The 24,436-nt window shown below is 72.5% G+C and carries 22 protein-coding genes and 1 pseudogene; 16 read left to right on the forward strand and 7 right to left on the reverse strand.

All coding sequences use genetic code 11. The annotated features are described in order from the left end of the window. Positions 1-37 precede the first annotated feature (37 nt). The 10 genes from ACIPSJ_RS05335 to ACIPSJ_RS05380 are packed head-to-tail and all read left to right on the forward strand — an operon-like array spanning position 38 to position 11,129. Complete coding sequence (locus ACIPSJ_RS05335) at positions 38-1,507, forward strand: MFS transporter (protein WP_401343617.1); 1,470 nt, start codon at positions 38-40, stop codon at positions 1,505-1,507. Next, the gene (locus tag ACIPSJ_RS05340) at positions 1,504-2,580 is read left to right on the forward strand and encodes a 4'-phosphopantetheinyl transferase family protein (RefSeq protein ID WP_401343620.1); all 1,077 of its coding nucleotides are present in this window, start codon (positions 1,504-1,506) and stop codon (positions 2,578-2,580) included. Before ACIPSJ_RS05335 ends, ACIPSJ_RS05340 begins: the two co-directional genes overlap by 4 nt. After that, positions 2,577-3,545: an ACP S-malonyltransferase gene (gene fabD / locus ACIPSJ_RS05345; protein WP_401343623.1), complete on the forward strand. Its 969-nt coding sequence runs from the start codon at positions 2,577-2,579 to the stop codon at positions 3,543-3,545. The genes ACIPSJ_RS05340 and fabD overlap by 4 nt, the downstream gene beginning before the upstream one ends. Positions 3,546-3,585: 40 nt before the next feature. After that, a complete protein-coding gene (locus ACIPSJ_RS05350) occupies positions 3,586-5,151 on the forward strand; it encodes an acyl-CoA carboxylase subunit beta (RefSeq protein ID WP_401343626.1) in 1,566 nt (521 codons plus the stop codon). An 11-nt stretch (positions 5,152-5,162) separates the two neighbouring features. Continuing rightward, positions 5,163-5,396 carry an acyl-CoA carboxylase subunit epsilon gene (locus ACIPSJ_RS05355; RefSeq protein ID WP_401343629.1) on the forward strand — a complete coding sequence of 78 codons (234 nt, stop codon included), beginning with the start codon at positions 5,163-5,165 and terminating at the stop codon, positions 5,394-5,396. A gap of 53 nt (positions 5,397-5,449) precedes the next feature. Beyond that, positions 5,450-7,204, forward strand: a complete 1,755-nt coding sequence (locus ACIPSJ_RS05360; RefSeq protein ID WP_401343632.1) for an acetyl/propionyl/methylcrotonyl-CoA carboxylase subunit alpha — start codon at positions 5,450-5,452, stop codon at positions 7,202-7,204. Positions 7,205-7,211: 7 nt separating this feature from the next. Next, positions 7,212-8,213 carry a DMT family transporter gene (locus ACIPSJ_RS05365; RefSeq protein WP_401343634.1) on the forward strand — a complete coding sequence of 334 codons (1,002 nt, stop codon included), beginning with the start codon at positions 7,212-7,214 and terminating at the stop codon, positions 8,211-8,213. Then, a complete protein-coding gene (locus ACIPSJ_RS05370; protein WP_355729664.1) occupies positions 8,183-8,767 on the forward strand; it encodes an NAD(P)H-dependent oxidoreductase in 585 nt (194 codons plus the stop codon). The genes ACIPSJ_RS05365 and ACIPSJ_RS05370 overlap by 31 nt, the downstream gene beginning before the upstream one ends. After that, positions 8,764-9,711 carry an alpha/beta hydrolase gene (locus ACIPSJ_RS05375; protein ID WP_401343637.1) on the forward strand — a complete coding sequence of 316 codons (948 nt, stop codon included), beginning with the start codon at positions 8,764-8,766 and terminating at the stop codon, positions 9,709-9,711. Before ACIPSJ_RS05370 ends, ACIPSJ_RS05375 begins: the two co-directional genes overlap by 4 nt. Next, entirely contained in the window at positions 9,708-11,129 is a 1,422-nt protein-coding gene (locus ACIPSJ_RS05380) for an MFS transporter (protein WP_401343640.1), read from the forward strand. Before ACIPSJ_RS05375 ends, ACIPSJ_RS05380 begins: the two co-directional genes overlap by 4 nt. A gap of 55 nt (positions 11,130-11,184) precedes the next feature. On the opposite strand, the gene ACIPSJ_RS05385 is transcribed toward ACIPSJ_RS05380, so the two are convergent. Next, positions 11,185-11,652: a nuclear transport factor 2 family protein gene (locus tag ACIPSJ_RS05385; protein ID WP_359223171.1), complete on the reverse strand. Its 468-nt coding sequence runs from the start codon at positions 11,650-11,652 to the stop codon at positions 11,185-11,187. Between the two features lie 106 nt (positions 11,653-11,758). Between ACIPSJ_RS05385 and ACIPSJ_RS05390 the strand changes: the two genes are divergently transcribed. From ACIPSJ_RS05390 to ACIPSJ_RS05400, 3 genes are all read left to right on the forward strand, one after another. Then, entirely contained in the window at positions 11,759-12,208 is a 450-nt protein-coding gene (locus tag ACIPSJ_RS05390) for a Clp protease N-terminal domain-containing protein (RefSeq protein ID WP_355727039.1), read from the forward strand. 173 nt (positions 12,209-12,381) lie between these two features. Further along, a complete protein-coding gene (locus ACIPSJ_RS05395; RefSeq protein WP_401343644.1) occupies positions 12,382-14,733 on the forward strand; it encodes an FdhF/YdeP family oxidoreductase in 2,352 nt (783 codons plus the stop codon). A gap of 115 nt (positions 14,734-14,848) precedes the next feature. Further along, positions 14,849-15,940, forward strand: a complete 1,092-nt coding sequence (locus ACIPSJ_RS05400) for a polyprenyl synthetase family protein (RefSeq protein WP_401343646.1) — start codon at positions 14,849-14,851, stop codon at positions 15,938-15,940. 25 nt (positions 15,941-15,965) lie between these two features. Here ACIPSJ_RS05400 and ACIPSJ_RS05405 read toward each other — a convergent pair whose 3' ends face one another. Together ACIPSJ_RS05405 and ACIPSJ_RS05410 are read right to left on the reverse strand one after the other, a co-directional pair. After that, on the reverse strand, positions 15,966-16,322 hold the full coding sequence (locus ACIPSJ_RS05405) for a MazG-like family protein (protein ID WP_355727035.1): 357 nt from the start codon (positions 16,320-16,322) through the stop codon (positions 15,966-15,968). Positions 16,323-16,348: 26 nt separating this feature from the next. Continuing rightward, a complete protein-coding gene (locus ACIPSJ_RS05410) occupies positions 16,349-16,894 on the reverse strand; it encodes a DoxX family protein (RefSeq protein WP_401343649.1) in 546 nt (181 codons plus the stop codon). A gap of 122 nt (positions 16,895-17,016) precedes the next feature. On the opposite strand from ACIPSJ_RS05410, the gene ACIPSJ_RS05415 reads away from it, so the two are divergent. Continuing rightward, positions 17,017-17,343 (forward strand): nuclear transport factor 2 family protein, encoded by a 327-nt coding sequence (locus ACIPSJ_RS05415; protein ID WP_359223180.1) that lies wholly within the window; start codon positions 17,017-17,019, stop codon positions 17,341-17,343. A 51-nt stretch (positions 17,344-17,394) separates the two neighbouring features. Here the strand turns inward: ACIPSJ_RS05415 and ACIPSJ_RS05420 are convergent, their stop codons facing one another. Together ACIPSJ_RS05420 and ACIPSJ_RS05425 are read right to left on the reverse strand one after the other, a co-directional pair. Then, a complete protein-coding gene (locus tag ACIPSJ_RS05420; RefSeq protein WP_401343654.1) occupies positions 17,395-19,452 on the reverse strand; it encodes a tetratricopeptide repeat protein in 2,058 nt (685 codons plus the stop codon). A 204-nt stretch (positions 19,453-19,656) separates the two neighbouring features. After that, a complete protein-coding gene (locus ACIPSJ_RS05425; protein ID WP_401343657.1) occupies positions 19,657-20,010 on the reverse strand; it encodes a hypothetical protein in 354 nt (117 codons plus the stop codon). Positions 20,011-20,207: 197 nt separating this feature from the next. Between ACIPSJ_RS05425 and ACIPSJ_RS05430 the strand changes: the two genes are divergently transcribed. Beyond that, entirely contained in the window at positions 20,208-20,852 is a 645-nt protein-coding gene (locus tag ACIPSJ_RS05430) for a GNAT family protein (protein ID WP_359223185.1), read from the forward strand. A 76-nt stretch (positions 20,853-20,928) separates the two neighbouring features. Continuing rightward, on the forward strand, positions 20,929-21,915 hold the full coding sequence (locus tag ACIPSJ_RS05435; RefSeq protein WP_359223187.1) for an aldo/keto reductase: 987 nt from the start codon (positions 20,929-20,931) through the stop codon (positions 21,913-21,915). A gap of 148 nt (positions 21,916-22,063) precedes the next feature. Here the strand turns inward: ACIPSJ_RS05435 and ACIPSJ_RS05440 are convergent. Beyond that, a pseudogene (locus ACIPSJ_RS05440) lies at positions 22,064-22,750 on the reverse strand (ABC transporter ATP-binding protein); the annotation flags it as partial. Between the two features lie 85 nt (positions 22,751-22,835). Continuing rightward, on the reverse strand, positions 22,836-24,317 hold the full coding sequence (locus tag ACIPSJ_RS05445; RefSeq protein ID WP_359223190.1) for an ABC transporter permease: 1,482 nt from the start codon (positions 24,315-24,317) through the stop codon (positions 22,836-22,838). Positions 24,318-24,436: the final 119 nt, after the last annotated feature.

Raw genomic sequence — 24,436 nt, forward strand, 5'->3', positions numbered from 1 at the left:
ACAGCGGGACGGGACAGGACGGGACGGGGGCAGGACGATGAGACCGACGACCACGACACCGGTCGCCGAACAGCCCGGCGCGGACGGCACGGCGGCCGGCCGGTGGAGCCCGCGCCAGTGGGCGCTGCTGACGGTGCTGGCCGGCAACATGCTCATCGACGCCCTGGAGGTGTCGGTGAGCGTGGTCGCCCTGCCCTCCGTCGGCAAGGACCTGGGGGCCGACCCGACCACGTTGCAGTGGGTCATGACCGGCTTCGCCACCGGCTTCGCGGCGGCCCTGCTGTTCGGCACCCGGCTGGTGGACCGGCTCGGACGGCGCCGGGTGTACCTCGCCGCCGTCTCCGTCTTCGCCGCCGCCTCGCTGGCCGGGGCGCTGGCCGACACCATGGGGCTGCTGGTCGCCACCCGGATCGTCAAGGGCGTGTGCGCCGCGCTCACCGCACCCACCGGACTGGCGATCATCACCAGCACCTTTCCGGAGGGCCCCGCCCGCAACCGCGCCGTCTCCGTGTACAGCCTCTTCGGGGCGAGCGGCTTCTCCCTGGGCCTGGTGCTCTCCGGGCTGCTGACCGAGGCCAGTTGGCGCTGGACGTTCGCCTTCCCCGCCCCGGTCGCCGCGGTGCTGCTGCTGGCCGGGCTGCGGCTCGTACCCGAACAGCGCGGCAGGACCCGGGCGGACGGCGGCCGGCCCTACGAACTGCCCACCGCGCTGGGCCTGGCCGCCGCGCTCCCCGCCCTGGTGTACGGCATCGTGAACGTGCCCCGGCACGGCTGGGCCGCGCCCGGGACGCTCACCGCGTTCGGACTCGCCGCCGCCCTGACCACGCTGGTCGTGGCCAGGGAACGGCGGGCCGAGCACCCGCTGCTGCCGCCCCGGGTGCTCGCCCGACCCGCCCTGCGGCGCTCCGCGTTCGGCGCCGCCGCGCTCAACGGGTCGTATCTGGGCCTGCTGTTCGTCGTCACCTTCCACCTCCAGACGGTCCTGGGCTGGTCACCGGCGAGGACCGGACTGGCCCTGCTGCCCGCCGCGCTGCCACTGGCGCTCTCCGCCGCGTACTCCGGGCGGCTGGTGCAGCGCTTCGGCGCCGCCCGCCTGATCGGCGTCGGCTATCTGGCACCGCCGCTCGGCTACGCCCTGTACCTCCGTACGTCGGTCCCCACCCGCTACGCCACCGACGTCCTGCCCACCCTGCTCCTGCTCGGCGCGGCCTTCGTCCTCTGCTTCGCCGCGCTGCACCTCCAGGCCCTCGCCGCCGCCCCCGAGGCGGAACCCGGCGTCGCCGGCGGCGTCTACCAGACGGCCGTCCAGTTCGGGGCCGTCCTGATGCCCGCCCTGGTGGCCGCGCTGATGACGGCCCACCGCCCGGGACCCGGAGCCTCCGCCGCCGACACCCTCGCCGCCTACCACCCGGCCCTCCTCCTCATCACCGCCGTCGGCACCGCCGGACTCGCCGTCTCGGCCACCGCCTTCCTGCCCCGCCGCACCTCCCGGTCGAGCGCGCCATGACGAACCACAGCGAGGACAAGGCGCCGACGGCCCATTCCACCCGGCACACCACCGGAGCCCCCCGGCAGCCCGCCGAGCGGAACGCCCCGGTGCCCGCCGAGCAGGATGCCCCGGTGTCCGTGGAGCGGGACGCTCGGGCGTCCGTCGAGCGGGCCGACGGGATCGCCGTCGAGCGGGACGACCGGGTGTTCGTGGGGCGAGGCGTGCGGGTGCCGGTGGAGCGGGCCGACGGGATGCCTGCCGAGCGGGCCGACGGGATGCCTGCCGAGCGGGGCGTTCGGGTGTCTGCCGAGCAGGATGCCCGGATCCCCGTCGACCTCTGGTTGGTGCGGTCGCCGGTCCCGGCCGGTGGTGGGCGTCGGCTTGCTGTGGCCGAGCTCGACGGGCGGGAGCGTAGCCGGGCCGCAGGCTTTCTGCGGCCGCGGGACGGGCTGTTGTACACGGCCGCGCATATCGCACTGCGCCGGCTGCTCGCTGCCGTGCTCGGCCTCGCGCCCGAGGACGTGGCGTACGTGCGTGAACTCTGCCCGGGCTGCGGCGCACCGCACGGCCGGCCCGCCGTGCGGCCCGGCCCCGCGCCCGCGCCGCACTTCTCGCTGTCGCACAGCGGCGGGTGCGCCCTGGTCGCCGTGGCCCCGGCGCCGGTGGGGGTCGACATCCAGCGTCGGCCCACCGAGCGGGCCACGGAGGTGTGCGTCGGCCTGCTGCACCCCGGTGAGCGCGCCGAACTCGAAGCGCTGCCGCGGGACCGGCGCGGCGCCGCACTCGGACAGCTGTGGGCCCGTAAGGAGGCCTACCTCAAGGGCATCGGCACCGGACTGGAACGCCCCGCGCACGCCGACTACCTGGGCACGCCGGGCCACGGCCCCTGGCGCCGGCCCCCGCACTGGACGGTCCTCGACCTGTCCCGCGCCCCCGCCCACGCGGCCGTCGCCGTCCCGGGCGCCCCGGCCCTGCCCCTGCGGATCCGGCCGCTGCCCGCCGAGTGGCTCCACGAGGGCGACGCCGCCCCCGCGCTGGCCGGGATCGCGCACCTGACCAGGGCCGTACGTGTGAAGGAGACAACGACATGACCACCACCGCCTTCGTCTTCCCCGGCCAGGGCTCCCAACGCGTCGGCATGGGCCGGGACCTCGTCGAGACCTGGCCCCATCTGCTCGACGCCTACTACCGGCCCGCCGACGAACTCCTCGGCCTCCCGCTCACCGAACTGTGCCAGGAGGGCCCCGCCGAGACGCTCGCCGACACCGCGATCACCCAGCCCGCGATCCTGCTCACCAGCGTCGCCGTGCTCGACGTCCTGCGCCGCCACGGGGTCCGCCCCGCCCTGGTGGCCGGGCACAGCCTGGGGGAGTTCGCGGCGCTGGTCGCCGCCGACGCCCTGGACTGGCGCGACGCCCTGCGGCTGGTCCGGCTGCGCGGCCGGCTGATGGCCGCCGTCAACGAGCGGGTGCCCGGCCGGATGGCCGCGGTGATGGGCCTGGACCTGCGCACCGTGGAAGGCCTCTGCACCGCCGTCCAGGAACTGACCGGCCAGGTCGTCGAGGTCGCCAACGACAACGAGTTCGCGCAGACCGTCGTCTCCGGACAGGCCGCGGCGGTCGACGAGCTGATCACGGCCGCGCGGGCCGCCGGCGCCACCCGCGCCCTCGCGCTGAAGGTCGGCGCACCCTTCCACAGCAGCCTCATGGCGCCCGTGGAGGAGGAGTTCACCCGCGCCCTGCTGGACACCGAGTTCCGCGACCCGGCCGTCCCCGTGCTCTCCGCGGTCACGGCCGCACCGCTGACCAGTGCCGACGAGGTCGTCGACGCCCTGCGGCGGCAGCTCACCGGCCGGGTGCGCTGGACCGAGTCGGTCACCCGCATCGCCGACGCCGGCACGGACCGGATCCTCGAAGTGGGCCCCGGCAAGGTCCTCGCCGGACTCTGCCGCCGGATCGCCCCCGGCGTCCCCGCCCACACCACGCACGACGCGGCCCATGTCGCGTCCGCCCTGGAACTGTTCGCCGCGGCCGGGGACCCCGTCACCGCCGTCTGACCGGCACCTCACACCACACCACGCCGAGAAGGGGGAAGCCATGCCCGCCAGTGGGAACACCGTCCAGGACCGCCTGGACGAACTGGCCGCGATCAAGGAGTCGGTCCTCGCGGGACCGGACCCCGCGGCCACCGAGCGCCAGCACGGCAAGGGAAAACTCACCGCCCGGGAACGCATCGAACTGCTCCTGGACAAGGACTCGTTCAACGAGGTCGAGCCGCTGCGCCGGCACCGCGCGGCCGGCTTCGGCCTGGAGGCCAGGAAGCCCTACACGGACGGCGTGGTCACCGGCTGGGGCACCATCGACGGCCGGACCGTGTTCGTCTACGCCCACGACTTCCGGATCTTCGGCGGAGCCCTCGGCGAGGCGCACGCCCAGAAGATCCACAAGATCATGGACATGGCCGAGTCGGCCGGCGCGCCCGTGGTGAGCCTCAACGACGGGGCCGGCGCCCGCATCCAGGAGGGCGTCACCGCACTCGCCGGCTACGGCGGCATCTTCCAGCGCAACACCCGTGCCTCCGGCGTCATCCCGCAGATCAGCGTGATGCTCGGCCCGTGCGCGGGCGGCGCGGCCTACTCGCCGGCCCTCACCGACTTCGTCTTCATGGTCCGCGACACCTCGCAGATGTTCATCACCGGACCGGACGTGGTGAAGGCCGTGACCGGCGAGGAGATCACCCAGAACGGCCTCGGCGGCGCCGATGTGCACGCCGCGACCAGCGGTGTCGCACACTTCGCCTACGACGACGAGGAGGGCTGCCTGGAGGACGTCCGCTTCCTGCTCGGACTGCTCCCCTCCAACAACCGGGAGACCCCGCCGGCCGTCGCGACCGACGACCCGGCCGACCGCCCCACGGACGCCCTGCTGGACCTGGTCCCGGCCGACGCCAACCGCTCCTACGACGTCCGGGCCGTCATCGAGGAGATCGTCGACGACGGCGACTTCTTCGAGGTGCACGCCCTGTGGGCGCCCAACATCGTGGTCGCCTTCGCCCGGCTGGACGGGCATGTCGTGGGCCTGGTCGCCAACCAGCCCGCCGCCACCGCAGGGGTCCTCGACATCGAGTCCTCGGAGAAGGCGGCCCGGTTCGTCCAGCTCTGCGACGCCTTCAACATCCCCCTGGTCACCCTGGTCGACGTCCCCGGCTTCCTGCCCGGCGTCGACCAGGAGCACAACGGCATCATCCGGCGCGGCGCCAAGCTGCTCTACGCGTACTGCAACGCCACCGTCCCGCGCATCTCCCTGATCACGCGCAAGGCGTACGGCGGCGCGTACATCGTCATGGACTCCCGCTCCATCGGCGCCGACCTCGCCCTCGCCTGGCCCACCAACGAGATCGCGGTCATGGGCGCGGAGGGCGCCGCCAACGTCATCTTCCGCCGGGAGATCAACGCCTCCGACGACCCGGACGCGGTCCGGCGGCGAAAGATCGAGGAGTACCGCACCGAGCTGATGCACCCCTACTACGCCGCCGAACGCGGCCTGATCGACGACGTCATCGACCCGCGCGAGACCCGGGCGGTGCTGATCAGGTCCCTGGCGATGCTCCGGGCCAAGCACGCCGAACTGCCCTCCCGCAAGCACGGCAACCCGCCGCAATGAGGAGTGTCCCGATGACCACCGAACCACTGATCCGCGTCGAGAAGGGCACCGTCGGCCCCGCCGAACTGGCCGCCCTCACCGCCGTACTGCTGCAGCGCGTCGCACACCACGAGGTGTGCGCCGAGGAGCCGTGCGCACAGTCCCCGCGCTGGAGCAGGTCGGGCACCCGCCACACCGCGGACGCCCCGCTGAGCTGGCGCTCGGCGCACCTGCGGAACACCGCCCGCCGGCCCTGGCTGGGCTGACCCCTCATCGACCGGCCCCCACCAGGGCTGCGACAAGGAAAGGATGGATCATCGTGCGTAAGGTGCTCATCGCCAACCGCGGTGAGATCGCTGTCCGCGTGGCCCGGGCCTGCCGGGACGCCGGTCTCGCGAGCGTGGCCGTCTATGCGGATCCGGACCGTGACGCTCTGCATGTCCGCGCCGCGGATGAGGCGTTCGCCCTGGGCGGTGACACCCCGGCCACCAGCTATCTGGACATCGACAAGGTGCTGCGGGCCGCCCGGGAGACCGGCGCGGACGCGGTCCACCCCGGTTACGGCTTCCTCTCGGAGAACGCCGAGTTCGCGCAGGCGGTCCTGGACGCGGGTCTGACGTGGATCGGCCCGCCGCCGCAGGCGATCCGTGATCTGGGTGACAAGGTGGCGGCCCGTCATATCGCCCAGCGGGCCGGTGCCCCGCTGGTGGCCGGTACCCCCGATCCGGTCTCCGGCGCCGACGAGGTCGTCGCGTTCGCCGCCGAGCACGGTCTGCCGATCGCCATCAAGGCGGCCTTCGGCGGAGGCGGGCGCGGCCTGAAGGTCGCCCGGACCCTCGAAGAGGTCCCCGAGCTGTACGAGTCCGCGGTGCGTGAGGCGGTGGCCGCGTTCGGGCGTGGCGAGTGCTTCGTCGAGCGCTACCTGGACCGCCCCCGGCACGTGGAGACCCAGTGCCTGGCCGACAAGCACGGCAACGTGGTCGTCGTCTCCACCCGCGACTGCTCCCTGCAGCGCCGCCACCAGAAGCTGGTGGAGGAGGCGCCCGCGCCGTTCCTGTCCGAGGCGCAGGTGGACGAGCTGTACCGGGCGTCCAAGGCCATTCTCAAGGAGGCCGCCTACGAGGGCGCCGGTACGTGTGAGTTCCTGGTCGGGCAGGACGGGACGATCTCCTTCCTGGAGGTCAACACCCGCCTCCAGGTCGAGCACCCGGTGACCGAGGAGGTCGCGGGCATCGACCTGGTGCGGGAGATGTTCCGGATCGCCGACGGCGAACCACTCGGTTACGACGACCCGGCCCTGCGCGGGCACTCCTTCGAGTTCCGGATCAACGGCGAGGACCCCGGCCGCAACTTCCTCCCCGCCCCCGGCACCGTCACCCGCTTCGACGCGCCCTCGGGGCCCGGTGTCCGCCTGGACGCGGGCGTCGAAGCCGGCAGCGTGATCGGCCCGGCCTGGGACTCCCTCCTCGCCAAGCTGATCGTGACCGGCCGCACCCGCGCCGAGGCCCTCCAGCGGGCCGCCCGCGCGCTGGACGAGTTCCAGGTCGAGGGCATGGCCACCGCCATCCCCTTCCACCGCGCGGTGGTCAGGGACCCCGCCTTCACGGGCGAGCCCTTCGCGGTCCACACCCGGTGGATCGAGACCGAGTTCGCCAACGAGATCAAGCCCTTCACGGTGCCCGTCGACACCGAGACGGACGACGAGACGGGCCGCGACACCGTGGTCGTCGAGGTCGGCGGCAAGCGGCTGGAGATCTCGCTGCCCTCCACCCTGGGCATGACCCTGGCCCGCACCGGTCTGGCCGCCGGGGCCAAGCCGAAGCGCCGGGCCGCGAAGAAGTCCGGCCCGGTCGCCTCCGGCGACACCCTCGCCTCGCCCATGCAGGGCACGATCGTCAAGGTCGCCGTCGAGGAGGGCCAGGAGGTCGAGGAAGGCGACCTGATCGTCGTCCTCGAAGCGATGAAGATGGAACAGCCGCTCAACGCGCACAAGGCCGGCACCGTCAAGGGCCTCGCCGCCGAGGTCGGTGCCTCCCTCACCTCCGGCGCCGTGATCTGCGAGATCAAGGACTGAACGGACGATGAGTTCCTTGGCGCTGTCGGTCCTGCTCTGTCTGGTGTCGGCGGCCTGCTATGCCGTGGGGGCGCTGTTCCAGGAGCGGGTCGCCGGCGCGGCCCGGCAGTCGGCCGTGCGGGCCACCCTGCGCTCCGGCCTCTGGTGGACGGCGCTCACCCTGAACGGCGGCGGCGGACTGCTGCACGCGCTCGCGCTGCGCTGGGGTCCGCTCACCCTCGTACAGCCGCTGGGAGCGCTCACCCTGGTGTTCGCCCTGCCCCTCGCCGCGCCGGGCCGGGCGGTGCCGGGGCGGCGGGCGGTGTGGGCCGGGGTGGGGCTGGTCACCGGTGGGCTCGCGGTGCTGACCGGACTGGTCGACACCGGGCCGGAGGTGCTGCTGTCCGTCCGGCAGCAGTCGGTGGTCGCGGCCCTGGGCGTCGGCGCGGTGGCCCTGCTGGCCGGGGCCGCGGCCGCGACCCGGTGGCCGGCGGCGCGCGGAGCCGTGCTCGGGGTGGCGGCCGGAGTGGCGTTCGGAGTGGCCTCGGTCCACGTCAAGGCGGTCGTGGCCGGCTGGGGCGTGTCCGGCGCGGGCGCCGAGGCGGCGGGGCTGTGCCTGACGGGGGTGCTCGCCCTCGCCGGGGTGGCCGCGTCCCAGGCCTCGTACCGCGGGGCCGGACTCACCGTGCCACTGGTGGCCACCACGCTCGCCAATCCCGTCGTCGCGTCCCTGGTCGGCGTCGCCGTCCTGGACGACGGCTTCCACCTCGGCGCCGCCGGCGGCGCCCTGGCGGTGGCCGCGGCGGCGACGGCGGCCGTCGGACTGCTGATGGTGGTCGGCGACCGGACCGGCCCCGAGGCCGCGGGCCGCGGCGAGCGGACCGTCCTGGTGGCCGGCGGCGCCCCGCGCGCCTCGCCGGGGGAGCCGCCCGTGCCCTGCCTGTCAGCCCGTGCCAGAGACCGTGCCACAGAGAATTCCGATCCCAGGGGAGGTCAGCCATGCCCGGAGAGTCCGTACGCCTCGCAGTGATCACCAGCAGTCCGCCGGAGAGCGGCTCGGGTCCGGTGGTCGCCCGCTGGCTGACCCGGCAGGCCGAGCAGTACGGCGGGTTCAGTGTCGACGTGATCGACGCCGTCGCGGCCGATCTGCCGGTGGTGGTCTCCCCGGACCGGGCCGCCGCCGCCCGGCACCGGCTCGACGAGGTGGCGACCCGCATCGAGGCGGCCGACGCCTATGTGGTCGTCACCGCCGAGTACAACCACGGCTGCCCCGCCGTCCTGAAGAGCGTGCTCGACTGGCATCCCACGCAGTGGCGCGGCAAGCCGGTCTCCTTCGTCTCCTACGGCGGCCGCTCCCGGGGGCTGCGGGCGGTGGAGCAGCTGCGGCAGATCTTCGCCGAGCTCCATGTCGCCACCCTGCGGGACGGCGTCAGCTTCGCGGACGCCCGCAGCCACTTCGACGAGGACGGCAACCCACGGGACGTGCCGGGCCTCGACGCGGCGGCGAAGACCATGCTCGGCCAGCTGGTGTGGTGGGCCGTCGCCCTCCGACAGGCCCGCGGGCGCCGCCCGTACACGGCATGAGCACGAAGGAGACGACGGTGGCGACGCAGCGGACGCAGCACACCCCGGCCTCGGCCCCCGCCCTGGAGCGCACCCTCGCGACCAGGACCTCCGGAGTCACGGACATCACCCTGGACGCGGGCGGCATCACCCTGTCGGGGCTGCACATCGCGCCGGACGGGCCGCCGCCCCGGGCGGTCGTGGTCGCCGTGCACGGGGGCGGGATGACGGCCGGGTACTTCGACGGGCAGGCGCATCCGAGCGTGTCGCTGCTGGGGCTGGGGGCGAGCCTCGGGTTCGCGGTGCTGAGCCTGGACCGTCCCGGCTACGGCCGGTCGGCCCGGGAGATACCCGAGGGGCAGAGCCTCGCCGAACAGTCGGCGACCCTGCACGCGGCGCTCGACGACTACGCCCGGCGCTTTCCCACGGGTGCCGGGTTCCTGCTGGTCGCGCACTCCTTCGGCGGCAAGGTGGCGCTGACGGCCACCGCCGACGACGTGTGCGACCGGATCATCGGCGTGGACGTGTCCGGGTGCGGCCACCGCTACGCCGTGGACCTCGGGGAACCGCCGGGCGACCTCGCCCGCGAGTCCTGGAAGTGGCACTGGGGGCCGCTGCGGCTCTACCCGCCGAACAGCTTCCGCTACAGCAGGCCCCTGCTGGCACCGATGCCCCCGGTGGAGCTGCGGGAGCTGGGGCAGTGGTCGGAGCTGTTCCCCGGCGTGGCCGCCCGGGTCCGGGTCCCGGTCCGGTTCACGTTCGCGGAGTACGAGAACTGGTGGCTGCACGACACCGACACCCTGACGGAGCTCGCCGGGCATCTCCGGTCGGCCCGGGTCACGGTGGACCGGCAGCCGGACGCGGGCCACAACATCAGCCTCGGCTGGGCCGCCCGCTCCTACCATCTGCGCGTCCTGGGCTTCCTGGAGGAACTGCTCGCGTGCCGCGAACAGGCGGGCCCGTGAACCAGGAGACCCGCCCGCGCCCCGCGCCGCCCACCGGGCCCACGCCCCGGTTCCGGGCCATCGGGCGGTCCTGGTCGGTGCGTCGCACCTTCCGTGCCACCGGCCGGGCTTTGTCGGTGCGCAACTTCCGTGCCATCGGCCGGTCCTGGTCCGTACGCCGCAACCTCCGGTCCATCGGCCGGTCCCTGTCGGTGCGCAACTTCCGGCTGTTCTTCGTCGGCCAGCTCGTCTCGGTGATCGGCACCTGGATGATGCTCGTCACCCAGGACTGGCTGGTGCTCTCCCTGTCCGGCGACTCGGCCACCGTTCTCGGCCTGGTGACGGCGCTTCAGTTCGCGCCCATGCTGTTCCTCTCCCTCTACGGCGGCCGGCTCGCCGACCGCCACGACAAGCGGGTGATCCTGCTCGCGGCCAACCTGGTCTCGGCCGCCCTGTCCCTGATCCTGGCCCCTCTGGTGTTCACGGGGGCCGTACGCGTGTGGCACGTGTGCGCGCTGGCCTTCTGCCTCGGCCTGGTCAACGCGATCGAGACGCCGGCCCGGATGTCCTTCGTGCACGAGATGGTCGGCGGCGACCTGCTGCCCAACGCCTCGGCGCTGAGCGCCGCCTACTTCAACCTGGCGCGCATCTTCGGGCCCGCGCTGGGCGGTCTGGCGATCACCTGGCTCGGCATCGGACCGGTGTCCCTGCTCAACGCGGCCAGCTATCTGGCCACGGTGGCGGCGCTGCTGCTGATGCGCCCCGGGGAACTGCTGCGGCGGGCCGGCCCCGCGCGGGACGGACGGACCGTCGACGCCCTGCGGTACGTGGCGGCCCGCCCCGACCTGCTGCTGCCGCTGGCCGCGGTCGCCCTGGTCGGGGTCTTCGGCCTGAACTTCCAGCTCACCCTGCCGCTGCTGGCCAAGACCGTGTTCCACGCCGACGCCGGCTCCTTCGGCCTGTTCACCTCGGCCGTCGCCGTGGGATCGCTGCTCGGCGCCCTGATCGGCACGGGACGCGTGGGCCGTCCGTCGGAGACGCTGGTGGCCGGTGCCGCCCTCGCCTTCGGGGCGGCGGAGGCGCTGGCGGGGCTGGCCCCGGGGCAGGGCACCGCCCTGGTGCTGCTGGCGGTCACCGGCCTGACCGCCCTCTACTTCACCCAGGCCGTCAACCACCGGGTCCAGCTGGGGTCCGACCCCGGCCACCGGGGCCGGATCCTGGCGCTCTACACCCTGCTGGTGCAGGGCTCGACCCCGTTCGGCGCGCTGCTGACCGGCTGGGTCGCCGCCCACCAGGGCGCTCGCGCCGCTCTGGTCTACGGCGGCCTGATCTCGTCGGCGGTGGGCCTGGCGGCGCTCGCTCTGCGGGCTCTGCGCACCGTCCGGGTGTCCCGGGAGGGGAGGGCGGACGGTGAAGCCGACGCGATTGGCCGGATCTGATCGGCCGGTGCGGCGGAGGCCGGGGTTCCGTCGCGGAACCCCGGCCTCCGCCGGATCACTCGGCCGCCGCCGGGAGCTGCGGCGCGGTCCCGGACATCCATACCGGGCGGACCGAGGTCCGGGAGAAACGCCAGCCGTCGGCCGTGCGGCGCAGGTCCACGTCCCAGACGCCGCCCACGGTGAACAGCGGGTCGAGACCCTCGCCGAGCTTCCGGAGCGTGGCCTCGTGGTGGATATGGGTCATCAGGGAGTTCCAGGACGCCGTGGCGGCGTCCGGATCGGCCGCGTCACCCTCGACGAGGAGGTCCGTGTTCATGTACTGGATCGCCGCCCAGTCCTCCACGGCCTGCTGCGACTGGCGAACGGCCGCGGCGCCCACGGCCGTTCCGTGCGGGCTCTCGGCCTTTACGTCGTCGGTGAAGTATTCGCTGCCCCAATCCCCTTCGAAGCGGCGTTCATTGAGGGCTCGGAAAAACCGGCCCACGAGTACAGTTATTGCTCTCTCGTCCTCTTGGCTTGTCATGCCATGTAGACTGCCATCCCTGGCCGATGTATCGTCAAGTTGCTATTTAGTCAGTCGAGTTCGCGTGAATTCGACGGCGGAAGTTCGCCCGCGAAGGGAATTTCTCATGCAGGTCCAGTACACCGACCGGATGGCCGCCGCGGTGCGGTCGGCGAGCGAACTCGCCGCCGCTCAGCGCAGTCCCGAATTATTCACCATTCATCTGCTCACCGTTCTCAGTGCGCAGGACGATTCCACTTTCTCGGCTCTGCTGGTGGCCAACGGCGTGGATCTCGCGGCTTTCCATGAATTCGCCGTCAACCGCAGCCGGCAGATGATTCCGCCGGTGGCGCGGACGTCCGCGGACGACATCCTGCCGAGCCAGGAGCACGCGGCCCTGCTGGAGGGCGCGGCCGCCGAGATGCGGGAGATCGGCGACAGCGGTCTCGGCACCGAGCACCTTCTGCTGGCGGCGCTCAAGTACCGTCCCGGCAAGGGCGCCTGGGCCGTCTTCGGCCTGTCGTACGCACCGGTCCGCAAGAGCCTGGACGCCCTGCGCAAGAACACGAACGTCTGACCCCCGGGCCGTCCCGGACGGCGGAGGCGCACGGCCGTGACGGTCCGTGTCCGCCCGTACCCGTCGCGCACCGCGGCCCGCTCGCCTCGCCCCGCCCGACCGGCGTGCCTAGCATGGCAGAGGACGCCGTCGGGTCCGGCGGTGTGCGCTCTGGACGGCGAAGGGTGAGAGCCGTGAGCACCTCCCACGACGAGCAGAAGCGGGCACGGCCGCAGGCGACGGGAGCGGGGGACGGGGTCGAGGCCCGGGTGGGGCCCCGGCCCGAGGGCGAGCCGTTCTTCCACCCCTACCACCACCCGGCCGCCGGCTGGGGCGCCGCCAAGAGCGTGACCAAGTTCCTCGTGCGGGAGCGGGCGCTCGTGGACGGGCCGCGGGCGATCATGAAGATGAACCACGAGGGGGAGGGGTTCGACTGCCCCGGCTGCGCCTGGCCGGACGACACCAAGGGGCTCCACCTCGACCTCTGCGAGAACGGGGTCAAGCACGTCACCTGGGAGATGACCCGCAAGCGGGTCGGACGGGAGTTCTTCGCCGCCCACTCCGTCACGGAACTCTCCGGGTGGAGCGACTTCGCGCTGGAGGACCAGGGCCGGCTGACCGAGCCGATGGTGTACGACGCCGAGTCCGACCACTATGTGCCGATCAGCTGGCGGGACGCGTTCGCCCTGGCCGGGCGGGCACTGCGGGAGCTGGACGACCCGAACCGGGCGGCGTTCTACACCTCCGGGCGGCTCGGCAACGAGGCCACCTTCCTGTACCAGCTCCTCGCCCGCGAACTCGGCACCAACAACCTGCCGGACTGCTCCAACATGTGCCACGAGGCGAGCGGACGCGGCCTCACCGACTCCCTCGGCACCGGCAAGGGCACCGTCGACCTCAAGGACTGGGACGCCACCGACGCCCTGTTCATCATGGGCGTGAACGCCGCGTCCAACGCGCCCCGCATGCTCACCGCCCTCGCCGACGCCTACCGGCGCGGAGCCCGGATCGTGCACGTCAACCCGCTGATCGAGGCCGCCTCCCGGCGCACGATCATCCCGCACGACTTCGTGGACATGGCCGTCAACCACGCCACCCCCACCGGCACCCTCGACCTCCAGGTGCGCGTCGGCGGCGACATGGCCCTGCTGCGGGGCATCGCCAAGGCCGTCCTCGACCAGTCCACGTCCGATCCCAAGGCGCTGGACCGGGAGTTCGTCGACCGCTACACCAGCGGCTTCGAGGACTACCGCAAGCTGTGCGAGGCCACGCCCTGGGAGGAGATCGAGCGCCAGTCCGGCATCGGCCGCGCCGACATCCTCCGCGCGGCCCGGATCTACCGGGACGCCGACCGCTCCATCTTCAGCTGGTGCCTGGGCGTCAGCCAGCACGAGCACGGGGTCGACACCGTACGGGAGATCGTCAACGTCCTTCTGCTGCGCGGCAACCTCGGCAGGGAGGGCGCCGGTCCCTCACCCGTGCGCGGGCACAGCAACGTACAGGGCAACCGCACCTGCGGCATCGACCACCGGCCCGAGCCGGAGTTCCTGGACCGGCTGGCCCGGGTCTGCGGGATCGACCCGCCCCGCGCACACGGCCTCGACACCGTCGGCACCATCCGGGCGATGCTCCACGGCGACATCAGCGTGTTCGTCGGCATGGGCGGCAACTTCGCCCTCGCCGCGCCGGACACCGAGGCCACCTACCGGGCCCTGCGCGGCTGCGCGCTCACCGTCCAGGTGAGCACCAAGCTCAACCGGAGCCATCTGGTGCACGGCCGGCAGGCGCTGATCCTGCCCTGCCTCGGCCGCACCGAGAAGGACCACCAGCGCTGCGGCGTCCAGAGCACCTCCGTCGAGGACTCGATGAGCATGGTGCATTTGTCGGTCGGCATGAAGAAGCCCGCCTCCGCCCACCTGCTCTCCGAACCCGCCGTCATCGCCGGCATCGCCCGCGCCGCCCTCCCCGCCAGCACCACCCCCTGGGCCTGGTACGTCGAGGACTACGACCGCATCCGCGACACCATGGCCCAAGTCCTCGACGGCTTCGAGGACTTCAACCGGCGGGTCCGGCTGCCGCTCGGCTTCCGCATCCGCCAGCCCGCCCGCGAACTGGTCTTCAGCACGCCCTCCGGACGCGCGGAGTTCTCCTCGGCACCCCTGCCGGACGTCGTCCCCGCCCCCGGCACCCTGGCGCTGGGCACCATGCGCTCCCACGACCAGTGGAACACCACGATCTACTCCGACAACGACCGCTACCGGGGCGTCAAGAACCTTCGCACCCTCGTCTTCATGAACCCGGCCGACATGCGCGAACGCGGTATCGCGGAGTTCGACCCCGTCGACATCACCAGCACCGCAAAGGACGGCACCACCCGCACCCTGAACGGCTACCTCGCCGTCCCCTACGACGTGCCCCGCGGCTGCGCGGCCGGCTACATGCCCGAGATGAACGTGCTGATCGCCCTATGCGACTACAGCGAACAGAGCGACCAGCCGCTGATGAAGCACCTCCGCGTGACGATCGGCCGGGCCGCCGCCTCCTGAGCCCCGCCGGCACCGGCCGGTCCGGCGCCGGCCGGTGCCGGGATGCGGGAGATCGGCGTCCCGTCGCGCATCATGGACGTCCCTGTCCGCGCGCCCTCCTCAGGAGCTCCCGCCCATGCCCGACACCGACGGTGTCACCGCCTCCCTGACGGCCCGGCTGGCCGGGCACGCCCAGTCCTTCGAGAGGCTCTTCGAGAAGTACTTCGCCTCCCTGGACGGTGCCCTCGACACCCCGACGTACGGCCGCTTCACTCCCGAATGCCTGGAGCTGCTGCGGGAGTTGTCCCTGCGGGGCGGCAAACGGATCCGCGTGGTGATCCTGCACGAGGCGGCCCGCCTGGTGACCGACGGGCCCGTGGCCGGACTGGACGAGGCGGCCCTGAGCCTCGAACTGCTGCACACCCACGGCCTGGTCCACGACGACCTCATCGACGACAGCCCCACCCGGCGCGGCGGCCCCTCCACGTACTACGCCTACCGCGAGCGGTTCCCCGGCCGCCCCCGGACCGCGCTCGCCCTCACCGTGCTCGCGGGCGACCTCGCGCTGGCCCTCTCCCTGCGGGCACTGCTCGACGCGCGGGTGTCACCGCCGGTCCGGCAGGCCATGACCGAGGCCCACACCAGGGCGGCGGCCGAGACCATCCTGGGCCAGGTCGTCGACCTGGAACGCGATGTCACCGGGGAACTCCCGGACACCGAAGTCCTGCACCAGGTGGCGGACTTCAAGTCCGCCCGCTACTCGCTGCTGGCGCCCCTGGAACTGGGACTGCTGGCGGCCGGCGGACAACCGGCTCACCACGAAGGGGAGTTGCGGCGCTACGCGCGGCTGGTCGGGATCTGTGCGCAGCTGCGGGACGACTATCTGGACCTGTTCGGGGACGGTACGGAGATGGGCAAGCCCACCGGCACCGACATCCGCGACGGCAAGCGCAGCTATCTGGTGACCGCCCTGCTCTCCTCCCTCAAGGGGGCGGAGCGCGCCGTGGTGGAGAACGCGCTCGGCGATCCCGCCTGCACGGCCGCGACGATCGCCACCATCCGGGAGATCGCCGAGGAGCGCGGGGTGGCCGCCGGGCTGCGCTCCCGGATGCGCGACCACGCGGAACAGGCCGCCCTGGTGGCCACCGGCTGGCGGCCGAGATGGCGGAGCGAGGCGGTCGACTTCTTCGAGCGGCTGCCCCGGTGGAGCGTCGAGCGCTCCCGCTGAAGAACGCGTACGGGCACGGGCCGGGCTAGGGCGCGGCCGGGCCCAGCGAGCGCTCCCGCACCCCGGCGAGGTGCCGCTCGAACACCCCTCGCGTGTCCGGCGTGAGCGTCCGCAGCGCCACCAGCGCCGTGATCACCACGTCGCACAGCTCGCCCTGTACATCCTCCCAGGTGTGGGTGACGCCCTTGCGGGGGTTCTGGCCGGTCGCGCCGATCACCGCCTGGGCGACCTCGCCGACCTCCTCCGTGAGCTTCAGCATGCGCAGCACGAGGCCGGTCTCGCCGCCGTGCGCGCGGTGGGCGTCCAGCCAGGTCCACAGGTCCTCGACGGAGGTCCAGATGTCCGGGTCCTGCGCAGGCGGTGTCGTCCGCTGTTCCGTCATGACGGGAAGTCTGCCCCGGCCCGCGGTCATTCCTCGAACAGCGCCTCCTGCTCGCCCTCCTTCTCCCGCCGTACCCGCTGGTTCCGCGCCCCGATCACCGCCGCCGTCACCGCGGCCGTCACACCGAGCGCCGCCGGGACCATCCAGCCCCGGTCGAAGACATGCCCGAACGCGTGGTCCAGGGAGAGCCGGCCGGGACCCGAGACCGCCAGGCCGGCCGCGGTCAGGCCCAGGCTCGCCGCGTACTCGTAGCCGCCCTCCGCCGCGAAGAACCCGTTCGGCATGTGCAGCGCGGCCGCGCCCGCCATCGCACCGGCCGCCGCCGCCCCCGCCGCCGGGGTCGCGAGGCCCAGCGCCAGCAGCGTGCCGCCGCCCGCCTCCGCCAGCCCCGCCGCCATCGCGCTCTGCCGCCCGGGCGCGTACCCGACCGACTCCATGAACTGGCCCGTGCCCTCGATCCCGCCCCCGCCGAACCAGCCGAGCAGCTTCTGCGCGCCGTGCGCCGCCAGCACCCCGCCGGTCCCCAGCCGGAGCAGCAGCAGCCCCACGTCTCGTCGGTCACAACAGCTCACGGTGGCTCCCATCGGCGACTACGGATCACGGGTCTCCACCGTCGCATCCGCCCCACCCGAACGGCCCGTCCGCGCCGCCGTTCGGGTGGCGGGCCCCCGGCCGCGGTGTGAGGCTGACCGGCATGACCATCAAAACGGACAAGCTCAGCGATCCGGCCGTACGGGCCTTCGTCACCGCCCTCAACTCCCACGACCGCGAGAGCTTCCTCGACCTGCTCTCCCCGGGCGCCACCATGGCGGACGACGGCTCCGACCGGAACCTCGACGAGTGGATCGACCGGGAGATCTTCTCCTCCAACGGCCACATCGACGTCGACAACGAGTCCAACGGCGGCCGCTCCCTCGTCGCCCACTACCGCAACGACACCTGGGGCGAGATGCTGACCCGCTGGAACTTCACCGTCGACACCGACGGCCGCATCTCCCGCTTCGAGACCGGGCAGGCCTAGGCGGCCAAGACCTGCGGAAGCGCGGCGTCCGTGACTTGACGCGGAAGCGGCTCAGGCCTCCTTGACGCCTTGTCGTTGTTCCGCCTGGGTCCGCCAATGGCTGAGCATTTTCCGGGTCGCCAGAGTGTGCGGGTGTTCGAGGCCCAACACCTTCTCCTTGCGCTCCAGCAGCTCGGCGAGATCGGCTGCGGCGGTGGCGGCGTCCCCCGCCCGGCCCCGCCACTGCGCGAGGTTGCCACGGGTGACGAGAGCGTCGGGGTGGTCCGGGCCGAGGATGCGTTCCTGGTCGGGCAGGAGGTCGGCGAGGCCTGCCACGGCTCCTGCGGCGTCGCCCGTCCTGCCGCGCCAGAACGCGAGGTAGCCACGTGTGGTGAGCGTGTCGGGGTGGTCCGGTCCCAGGACGCGCAGTTGGTCGGGTAGCAGTTCGGCGAGGCCGGCTGCGGCGCTGGCGGCGTCCCCCGCCCGGCCCCGCCAGCGGGCGAGGCTGTGGCGTGTGGTGAGCGTGTCGGGGTGATCCTTGCCCAGCACCCGCACCGTACGTTCCAGCAGGTGGGCGAGGGCGTCTGCGGCGACAGCGGCGTCTCCCGCCTCGCCTCGCCATCGGGCCAGATTGCCCAGAGCGGTGACGGTGTCGGGATGATCGGGGCCGAGGCGGCGGGTGTTCGTGTCGGCCAGATGCCGGTAGTGGTCTCGGGCGGCGGCGACCTGGCCGGCCTCGCCGAGGCTGGTGCCCAAGCGATACAGCACCGCATGCGCGTTGGGCCGGTACAGGGCGTCTTCGGCACAGGCGGTGAGAGCTTGTGCGTTGGCGCGCAGGGCCTGGGTGAGCCCGGTGTCGCGTTCGACTGAGGGCCAGGCGCAGACCAGAGCATCGGCGACCGTGCGGACGGCTTGGTCGTGCTGATGCGGGGTGAGGGCGTCGCGGGTGGTGCGCTGGATGAGCTGATGAACCCGAACGGCCTGATGGGGGGTGCGAGGGGTGTGGCCGATGAGACTGAGCCGATACAGCGCGCGCAGGGCGTGTACCGCGTCCCGGCGGGAGACCGAGGCCGGGGCGGGGCACGAGCGGTGCGTGGTGAGGTGGGCGAGAACAGGCTCGCTGGTCAGGACGGTGTCGGGGATGCCGTTGGCATCGAGCAGGCTGGTCAGGTGAAGCATCGGGCGGGCCAGGCCGGCCGGGTGCAGAGCGTCTGCGCGGTCGATGGACAGAGACCAGGCAGCGGCGAGCGGAAGGGCCTGTCCGTCGGGCAGAGCCCCGGGTGTGGTGTCGGTCAGGGGCGTGGACCGGTCGGCCAGCCGGTGGCGGTAGTCGGCCACCGTCTCGCCGGAGTCGATGAGGTAGGCGGCCGCCTGGGAAAGGGCCAAGGGCAGATGTCCGAGATCTGCTGCCAGGACAGTCAGCTGGTCGGCCGATTCGCCGTCGCGACCGTGTCCCGTCAGGCACTTGGTGAGATAGGTGAGGGCATCGCCTTCGGTGAACAGGCCGACCTCGACTGTGTGGTGACCCAGGCCGGTCAACGCGGCATCCCGGCGGCGGGTGGTGACCAGGGTGCGGCCGTGGGGGCTGTCCGGGGGCCACAGCCCGTTCACGTCGGTGGGGTCGGCGACGTCGTCCAGGACGATCAGCCACCGGCATGTCCTCGCCGTGGCCTTGGGGCTGAGCCACGCGAGGAAGGTGCGGGCAGCCGTTTCCGCATCGTTGGGGTCGGCTCGGCACAGCTCGACACCGGCCTGTGCGTATCCGTTCACGATGGCCTGGCGGCTGCTGGCGGTAGTCCACACCAGGACGTCCAAGCCGCCGATTGCGCTGGGGTCGTTCCAGGCGGTGCGGGCATAGTCGGCGGCGAGCTGGGTCTTGCCCACCCCGCCCATGCCGGTCAGTAGCTGAGTCAGGACTGCGGTGCCGCCGCTGTTGATCTTCGCCCGTAGGAGGTGGGCCTCGGTGCGGTGCAGAAAGGACCGTGTGACGGGCGGGATGACACCGACCTGGTGCGGCCAGGAGGCGGGTTCCTGGGGTCCGCGCTGCTGCAGGGTGAGCGCGGCGATGTAGCCCGTGTTGGCGAGTCCTCCGGAGGCGGCGGTCGCATCTCCGGAGGCGGACAGATGCACCGAAGCGACCGGACCGCGACGGGTTCCCGGGGCCGGCCCGCGGTGACCGCTCACCGCTGTGCCTCCGGATGAGGCCGTGGCGGCCCCGGTATCGATCGCCGTGTCCACCGCAGCGGCGCTGTCCAGGCCGCTTCGGCGGTTGTCTCCCTGGGCCATGCGATCTTCCTTCTGTCCCCCTGGGCGCTTGCAGCGCAGTCGGGCAGGTCAGCTGTAGTCGATGCCGGTGGTGGCGGTGCTGTCCTTGCCAGTGGCAGTGGCATTGCCGGTCCGCTCAGCGCGTGCTGGTCCGCTGCCGCGGCCTTGTGCGCGTCTGATGCCGGTGACAGCTCGGCCGCCGCCGCTCGCGCGTGCCACTCCGGTCCGTACGGCGGTGTCTTCGGTACGGTCTTCCGGATGCTGGAACAGGGCCCAGACCAGGGCGACGATGCCGACAGCGGCCTGAATGGAGGCCCCGGCCAGTTGTCCCGCGTCGGCACCGCCCGCCAGCCAGATCAGTGGCGTGGAGATCACTCCGGCCGCCGCCAGCACGATGACCGCGATTTTTCGTCCCTGCGTCATACGCCCCCCTCTCCCTCTCTCGCGACCTGTCTACCGATCGGCCGAAGAGGGTCAATTTGTATATTTCCGCAGTCTTTTCGGGTGAAGCAAGAAGCAAGCGCCACGTCACTGTCAGTCAGTGTTCGCCCGGGCGGGACGGGTTGCGCGGACGGAGAAAACCGGATGCGGTCGCCGGGCGGGATGGCTAGCGTCCGGGCGTGGCTCATACCTATCCGCCGCTGAACGTCGAAGTCCGTACACCGCGGCTGACGTTGGCCGGTGCCTCCGACGAACTGCTGGAACGACTGGTGCCGCTCGTGCGGGCCGGGGTCGCCGACGTCGAGCCGTGGCCGTTCGACGACCCGAGTTCGTTCTACGCCGACAGCCCGGACCGCGAGTGGCGGTGGCTGCGGGCCGTGTGGGCCGGTCGCGCCCGGGTGAGCCCGGACGCGTGGCGGCTGTACTTCGCGGTGCTCGTCGACGGTGAACCGGTCGGCATGCAGGATCTCGTCGGCAGGGACTTCGCCCGGTTCGGCACGGTGTCCAGCTTCTCCTGGCTGGCCCCCGGCAGCCGCGGACAGGGGCTCGGCAGGGAGATGCGGGCGGCGATCCTGCATCTGGCCTTCGCCGGGCTGGGCGCGCGCGAGGCCGGCAGCGACGCCTTCGTCGACAACGAGGCGTCCAACCGCGTCTCCCGGGGCCTGGGCTATGAACCGAACGGCACGGACTGGGACACCCGCCGCGGTGAGCCCGCGCGGATCCAGCAGTGGCGGCTCACCAGAGACGTGTGGGAAGCGGGCCGCCGGGACGACATCGAGCTGAGCGGCGTCGAGGAGTGCCTGCCGGTCCTGGGCATCGGGTAGTGCGTGCCGGATGTCCGGCAGCGGCTCCGGTAATTCCCTTGTCTTCGGGTGCGCTCCAACTCCTAGCGTCTTCGGCATGGAAACCGACAGCACCACCAGGACCCTGGGACGTTCCGGCATCCGCGTCAGCGCGCTCGGCTTCGGCTGCTGGGCCATCGGCGGTGAGTGGCAGGACCCGAGCGGGCAGCCGCTCGGCTGGGGCAAGGTCGACGACGACGAGTCCGTACGGGCCATCCACCGCGCCCTCGACCTCGGCGTCACCTTCTTCGACACCGCCGACACCTACGGCGCCGGGCACAGCGAGCGCGTCCTCGGCCGGGCCCTCGGCAAGCGGCGGGACGACGTCGTCATCGCCACCAAGTGGGGCAACCTCTTCGACGAGGAGACCCGTACCTCCGTCGGCCAGGACGACTCCCCGGCCCACGTCCGCCGCGCCCTCACCGCCTCCCTGCGCCGCCTCGGCACCGACCACGTCGACCTCTACCAGTTCCACATCTCCGACGGCGACCCAGTGCGCGCCGCCGAACTCCGCGACGTCTGCGAGGAGTTGGTGGGGGAGGGGCTGATCCGCGGCTACGGCTGGAGCACCGACGACCCGGCCCGTGCCGCCGTCTTCGCCGAGGGGCCGCACTGCACGGCCGTGCAGTACACCCTCAACGTGCTCCAGGACGCGCCTGAACTCACCGCGCTGAGCGAGGAGCTGGAGCTGGCCGGCATCAACCGAGGGCCGCTGGCCATGGGGTTGCTCGCGGGGCGGCGGGCGGGGGCCGGGGACGGGGACATCCGGAGCAGGCCGCCGGCCTGGCTGCCCGGCTTCGGGGACGGCGCCGGGGCCGACCCCGAGTGGGTCGAGCGGATCGAGGCCGTCCGCGAGGTCCTCACCAGCGACGGGCGGACCCTCGCCCAGGGCGCGCTCGCCTGGATCTGGGCCCGCGGCCCGCGCACCCTCCCGATCCCCGGCTTCCGGTCCGTCGCCCAGGCCGAGCAGAACGCCGGCGCGCTCGCGAAGGGGCCGCTCACCGCCGAGCAGACGGCCGAGATCGACCGGCTCCTCAAGCGGTGAGCGGCCCCGGGCCGCTCACGTCCGACGGTCAGTAACCCTGGCCGCCCCCGTACTGCTGCTGCACGTACGGCTGCTGGCCGTACGCCGCCTGCTGGGCCTGCTGGGCCTGCTGGGGCCGGCCGCCGTGCCCCGCCGCCTGCTGCGCGTACCGCTGTCCGCCGCCCTGCTCGGTGAGGGTGATCTGGCCGGCCTTGATGGTGGCCAGGCGCGGGGCGCGGCGGGCGATGGAGGAGTCGTGGGTGACCATGATGAAGGTCAGCCCGTACTCGTGCCAGAGGCCTTCGAGCAGGGCCATGATGTCGTCGCGGGTGCCCTCGTCGAGGTTGCCGGTCGGCTCGTCGGCGAGCAGCACCTTCGGCTTCTTGACCAGCGCGCGGGCGATCGCGACACGCTGCTGCTGGCCGCCGGAGAGCTCGGCGGGGGCGTGCGCGAGGCGCTCGCCGAGACCGACGGAGCGCAGCGCCTCGGCGGCGCGCTCGCGGCGCTCGGCCGGCTTGATGCCGAGCGGGACGAGGGCGGTCTCGACGTTCTCCTGGGCGGTGAGCGTCGGGATGAGGTTGAACGCCTGGAAGATGATGCCGATCTTCTCGGCGCGCAGCCGGGTCAGCTTGGTCTCGCTGACCTTGGCGAGGTCGACGTCGTCCAGCAGGACGCTGCCCTCGGTCGGGCGGTCAAGACCGCCGATCATCTGGAGCAGCGTCGACTTGCCGCCGCCGGTGGGGCCCTGGATGACGAGCTGGTCGCCGTCCTCGATGGTCAGGTCGATGCCGCGCAGCGCCTCGACCGTCTCCTTGCCCCGCGTGTAGCGCTTGGTGACTCCGGTGAGTCTGTACATGGGTTCTCCACTGGGTGCTGAGTGAGGTGGGGCGCCGCGTCCCGGGGGGATCGGAGGCGGCGCCCCGGTCAAGGGGGGCGGGGGGTTACGAGACGCTGCGCAGGGCGTCGGCCGGGCGCATCCGCGAGGCGCGCCAGCCGCCCATCGCGCCGGCGATCAGACCGCCGGTGACCGCGAGGCCGACCGCGAGGGCGATGGTGGTCAGGGAGACGGGCGCGGTGAGCGCGATCTCCAGGGTGTTCTGGGTGGACTGCTGGCCGGGACCGCCGCCGCCCGGACCGCCGCCCATGCCGCCGCCACCGCCGCCGGTGGAGCCGAGCTGGGCGGTGAGCTTCGGGCTGATCGCGGTGACCGCGTAGGCCGCGCCGACGCCGAGGGCGATACCGAGGGCGCCGCCGACCAGACCGTTGACGATGGACTCGCCGACGACCTGACGGGTCACGTTGCGCGAGGGCCAGCCGAGCGCCTTCAGGGTGCCGAACTCACGCACCCGGCGGGAGACCGCGGAGGAGGTCAGCAGGGCCGCCACCAGGAAGGCCGCCGCGAGCACCGCGATGGAGAGCCACTTGCCGACGCTGGTCGCGAGGCTGGAGGCGGTGGAGAGCGAACCGGAGACGGTGGACGCCAGGTCGGCGGAGGTGGTGACCGTCGTACCCGAGATGTTCGACTGGATCTCCTTCTTCACGGTGGAGATCTGCTTCGAGTCGGTCGCCTTGACGTAGATCGTGGTGACCTGGTTCTTGGCGTCGCCGAGGGTCTGGGCGAGCTTCAGCGGGACGAACAGGTCGGTGTCGGACTCGCTGCTGTCCGGGGTCACGATGCCGATGACCGTGAACTTGGTGCCGGAGATCTTGAAGGTCGAGCCGACCTTGTACTTCTTCTCCTTGGCGTACGACTTGCTGACCAGCGCGACCTTGGCGCTGGTCTGCGCCGAGGTGAAGGTCTTGCCCGAGGTGATCTTCATCGAGGCCAGCGGGCCGAGGCCCTGGTGGGCGACGTCGACGCCGACCACCGAGTAGCTGTTCACGTTGAAGTTGGCGCCGCCGCCCTGCACCTGCGGCTGGCCGGTGGAGGTGCCGCCGCCCGGCTGCCCCTGGCCGCCGCCGTTGGTGCCGCTGGAGCTGGAGCTGGAGCCCGAGCTGCTCTGCGCCTTGCCCTGGGTGAAGGAGCCGTTGACCTTGGTGACGTTGAGGGAGAGCGCTCCGACCGCGCTCTCCACGCCCTTCTGGTCGGCGACCTTGGAGACCAGGGTCGACTTCAGGGCCTGACCGCCCTGAGTCATCACGCGGTCCGAACTCTGCTTGGAGCTGCTGCTCGACTTGGCGTCGAACTTGAAGCTCGGACCGCCGGAGCTGCCCGAGGTGGGTGCCGACTGGGCCTTGGTCACCGTCATGTCGGTGCCGAGACCGTAGAGCGACTGGAGGACCTTGTCCTGCGCCTTGGACATACCGGCCGACACGGAGCTGACCGTGATGACCAGCGCGATACCGAGCGCCAGACCCAGTGCGATGACCAGGGCCGCCTTCTTTCTGCGGCCCAGCTCGCGCTTGAGATAGATGCCAAACATCCCGTTCCTCGAAGGTTCTTGGCGCCCGCTGTGGGCGCGGGCTCAAGCTAGGGAGAAACCTTTGAGTCGCCCTGGGTAAAAGATGTGTCAGAGCTGAGAAACGGCGAGGTCTTAGCAAA

The organism is Streptomyces sp. NPDC090088 (assembly GCF_044747345.1).
GTDB lineage: Bacteria > Actinomycetota > Actinomycetes > Streptomycetales > Streptomycetaceae > Streptomyces.